Below are 4655 nucleotides of genomic sequence, written 5' to 3' on the forward strand. Positions count from 1 at the left end.
GCGACACCGAGGCGTTCGGGACGGACGAGGCGACGCGGGCGTGGGACGGGCTGCTACCTATTGCGGGTTCGAGCTCTCGTCATGGGGCATCAAGTCTTTTGCGAGACGCTGCCGGTGGCGCGTTGGTGCAGTCGGGTGCGTCGGAGGTGTCGTGGCTGCTCGGCGACGCGCGCGACGTGACGGCGACGGCGTCGAGCGGGGGAGTGCTCGACGACCTGGTGTCGTACGGCGACTTCGGTGGCGCGACATTCGCAACGTCGGGGTGGGATGCCGCGGTCGGTTACGACGGTCAGCCGGGGGATGCCACTCTCGGTGTGGACGAGTACTTCGCGCGCTCGTACGACCCGGGGGTGGGGTCGTGGTTGGAGGCGGATTCGTGGCGCGGTGAGCTTGGTGACCCGCAGTCGCTGAACCGGTACGCCTACGTGAAGAACTCGCCGGTTTCGTACGCGGATGCGTTCGGGTTTGCGCGGACGCGTGTGGGTGGCGGTTCGGGTTCGCGGCAGACGGCGTATCGGAGTGAGGCGCGGAACGAGGAGATCCGGTTCCGCAACCGCGTCAACGCCCACCGAACCACGATCGGACAGCCCCCGGCCCAGACCCCGGGGACGTCGAACGGGCGGTTCGGCGGCCCGGTACCCAAGGGCACGGTGCATCAGCCGCGGTCACGATCCGGCGGACTGCAATCGCTGCGGCACATCCAGACCGTCCGCGGTTGCGGGGCAATGGACCGGGGTTGCCGAGGAACGCTTTCACAGATCACGGGGGAGCGTGCGCCGGCATTGTCCGCCGGCGCGCGTGGTTTCAGCACTCTGACGGGGAACGTCTACGTCGCAAATTCACTCGATCTGACTAACGTGATGCACTGGGCGCCAGAAATCCGAAAGTTTGCCAACCTTCCTTCCACGGCGGTTGGGTTGGGCATCGCCTGGTACAACGGTAGTCGAGAGTGCCGGATCGCGAAAAACGGTCTCATTGTATGCGTTTCGGATACAAACCCGGCGGGAGGCGGAACTACCTTCGGAGACGTATTCGTGACGGACAGAAGTTTCTCCAGAGTGATGGCGGACGACGACTTACTTTCGCATGAGATGAGACATTCCGAGCAGCGGGCAGGGTGGGGAAATGTTGGGTTTCTTGTCGCCTACGGTTCTTCTATGGCAACATCGACTATATTCTCGGGAAGTTACGCCTGTTTGAACTATTTTGAAATTGATGCTGGGTTGAAGGAAGGGGGGTACGGACGTGTATGCAAATCGTAGACTTGCTGCGGGAGTGCGCGGTTTATTCATCGCCCTGCTGGTAGCAATTCTGGCGGCGGTGGTCGGTTGTGTTCCCAGTAGGCCGAACGACCTGCCACTTCAGTTGAGTATCCAATCCGGTGAAGTCGTGTTTCGCTGGTGCGGCGACGAAATACCAGGCGTCGAGGAAATTCAGATCGACTATGCGACCTTCCGCCCTCAGCGCGTGGATAAAGCTGCGGCAACGATTGAGGGCCTTTTCATGCTCTCCCCGGGGGTGCAGTTCTCCGCTAGTCAACCTCCAGCCGGGGCTATCTCTAGGGAAGTGCACCCAGTTCCACTCGGCGGCGGTCGTATTCTAATATTCGTGTTTATCAGCGCTTCTGACCCCTCCGTCTACTTGCCAAGCGCGTCCTACGCTATCTCGAACCGCGAACCGTCTCCTGGGGCCTGGATTTGGCCAGACGGTAGCGCGGCATCACCCCGGTGTTGATGAGAGGTATTGTGCGCACCGGGGCGTGGGATGTCATGTTCGGGTTAACTTTTTCATCGAGTGTGTTCTTATCTCTTAATGAGGTGGCCGAACCCACTCGGGTCCGGACCTCGTCGAAACCTGGGGGCTGCAAAACGCTGAGGGTCACTCGGTGCAAATGACTCTCCGTGACTCTGGGAGCGCAGAAATTGTTCCGACAAGAAGCAAGCAGTTGAGATGGTCCGAGTATCGGATTCACGTCAAAATCGAGTCAGCCTGTAAAATCAGATTGCGGAGAAAGTAACCATGGGTCGTCAAGTGACTTTCGCCCACAGTTCTCCATCGGGTCCTGGCTGCAAGCCGACACCTGGCGCGGCCAGCAAGACGACCCTCAATCCCTCAACCGATACGCCTACGTCAAGAACTCGCCCGTCACCTACGCAGACGCGTTCGGGTTCGTGCACATGCGCGTCAGCGAGGGCACCCGGTCAGTCCGTCCCGCGGGGGTCACCAGTCAGGCGCAGAGGAACAACGTGGGCTTGCTCAACCTGGCGAACCGGCGAAACCCGTCGGTCGGGAGCTTCTCGATCCCAGCGCTCGCGTCTTTTCAAAGACATCGCGCGGGCCCGCCGTGAACTCGACGGTTCGAAAGCCCGCATCACGCTCAGCAAAGACGACCGCACTTCGCCACGTCGCAACCATGACAGGGTGCACAGCTTCGGACTGGTCGTGTCGCAACGGGTGTGTCTTCTCCTACACAACGTGCAACACGAAGCCCAGCCCCGCCGTCAGAGCTACGCCGCAGCCAACTGTCGCTTGCGGCAGAGACGTGAAGGTGGGCACGTGCCCGGGCCAGGTCGCCATCAACGAGGCATGCGGACGCGCTTATGCCGACGCGAAAGCGAATGTCCGCAAACAAGACCAGTGGGTCCAGAATCTTTGGGACTGAACCCAAGGCGTCGACCGAGCCATCAGACCAGCGGTCCCACTGATCTCAGCAGGGACGGCCGCCGTGCGAGGTGCCGCTCGAGCGCCCAACGTTATTGTGCCGCCGAAAGTTCCGCTGATATCGCAAGAGACCCTGCTGGGGACCTGGAGCAAGCTCGATGCCGGCAAGCAACTAAACGTGCGGCAAGTTTCCACAGAGGATGAGCTGTTGAGAATTTATAAAAACTGGACTGCTGGCGCGTCACCCGTTGCGAACCCGGGGAATGGCGGCAGCGCTTTTCTGCTCGCGGACGGCACGCGCATCGGTTGGCGCCCTACCCCCAAGTCGGTCGGCCCCACCATCGACATAAAAATTGCGGCAGAGGGTAAGCAGTGGAAGATTCGCACAGGCGGGTAAGTCTAGGACGGTGATCGCGTTCTTCCAGACGCCCCTACTTCGCAAGATGGCGAAACTTAAAACTGAGACGAGCTGAGCGATGATCGGAGCAAAAGAGCATGGCCGAGAGACTGCGCTACTTAGGCGGCAGTGAAATGCTGTTCCCGCGCGGAGATTATCGTTGGGTCGATGTGCGGAGGTTTGAGGTGGTTGAGCCGGCAGCTGCTGTTGAGGTGTTGGCCAGCCTTGTCGCAAGCCCCTGGTACGACCACGGATATGACGTCCCTAGATCGGACGCCGCTGATCCTGGTGGGCGAATTCATGGGCCTTATAAACTAGACGCGATACGCGCCTCCAAATTCAATCCGATCGATAGGGACCGGGTTTTGGCACGGCTAAGAATGTGGGCGGATTTGCATGGCCCGACGCCGCAGTCCTTCTCGTCAGACTTGGAAGCGTTCGTTGAGAGCGTCGTTCCCGTTGGCTTCGATGTATGGGAGCTTCCTTTGCTAGGCGCGTTGGCAAGACGTGAGTGGGGGGACGTGGTCGGGGTTGACGGGTTCCATGAGTTCGTTGCGATTTCCCCCGGCCGAAATCTTTTGAATCTTGTCGTCGCCGCGGACGACTGATTGCAGCGAAGTGCTCACATCGCCAGCGGTCAACTGTGTCCCCTTCGACATAGGGAGTCTTACGGAGAGGCGGGTGGCACGTCGACGCCGACTGCAATCATTTCGAATAATGGGCGGGTGGGGTGCGGTTCGTTTGGGGTCTATCACATAGGAGCCGCGGGAGTTTCGCAGGCACTCACCGGGAACGCCGGATGTCTGAACTATTTCGAACTCGAAGCTGGATTGAAGGAGGGGAACTGTGACCAAATTTGTCGAAAGAAACGAAATGCTTCGTAATGGGATGCGCGTGTTGGCATCGCTCGTTGCAATTGCCAGTCTGGGAAGTACCCTAACCTCTTTTCTATGGAGCTCGAACAATGCCTTCCCAATTTTTGCGACAGAGGGTAGAGGCGGGCTGGAGTTTGTGTGGTGCGGGTCTGAAATTGGGCCTTACAGATATATTTCAGTCCACCATCGCAGCAGTTTGTCGGAGGACGGGGAAGATGAGGTCCTGTCCGCTTACGGAAGTTTTTCTCTGCACAATCGTGAAGCCTTTTCCCTTCGAACGGGTCCAAGTGGGCTGGATTTTCAAGGCAAAGAATTCGAGATGGGCGACGGCAGTCTGATTTTTATCTACTTCGGAGATTCCGCAAGCGAGTTGACGGGGCCGAACCCGCAGTTCACAGTGTCATCCAAGGCGCAGATATCGAACGGAAACTGGCTGTCTCCCGCTGGTGTTGTGACACAGGCACCTTGCTCGTGACCTTGAGCGGACCCTTTGCGCCCCTCAATAAGACTTTGGTGTGGGAGGAGATGGCTCGGTGATCTGTCGCACTGGTCCGAGTGACGCGCGAGATGGCGACCGCGCAGTAACGGCGACGCTAGACGCGGCGGGTCGAGTGGGTTCGACGTCGGAGGGCGCGAGCTACGCGTACGACGCCGCGGGCTCGAGGTCGTCGGCGACGGTGGACGGGCAGCGGACCACGTTTGCGCATGACGCCGCCGGCCGG

At 59.8% G+C, this 4655-nt stretch carries 3 protein-coding genes; all 3 read left to right on the plus strand.

Annotation, left to right across the window (positions count from 1 at the left end):
• On the plus strand, nucleotides 1-1262 hold a 1262-nt coding region (locus ASE56_RS16610; protein ID WP_235556993.1), incomplete at its 5' end, for an RHS repeat-associated core domain-containing protein.
• A 1894-nt stretch (nucleotides 1263-3156) separates the two neighbouring features.
• Nucleotides 3157-3666, plus strand: a complete 510-nt coding sequence (locus ASE56_RS17020; RefSeq protein ID WP_156371705.1) for a hypothetical protein — start codon at nucleotides 3157-3159, stop codon at nucleotides 3664-3666.
• A gap of 238 nt (nucleotides 3667-3904) precedes the next feature.
• Entirely contained in the window at nucleotides 3905-4408 is a 504-nt protein-coding gene (locus tag ASE56_RS17025; RefSeq protein WP_156371706.1) for a hypothetical protein, read from the plus strand.
• The last annotated feature ends 247 nt before the right edge of the window (nucleotides 4409-4655 follow it).

Source organism: Microbacterium sp. Leaf203 (assembly GCF_001421275.1).
GTDB lineage: Bacteria > Actinomycetota > Actinomycetes > Actinomycetales > Microbacteriaceae > Microbacterium > Microbacterium testaceum_A.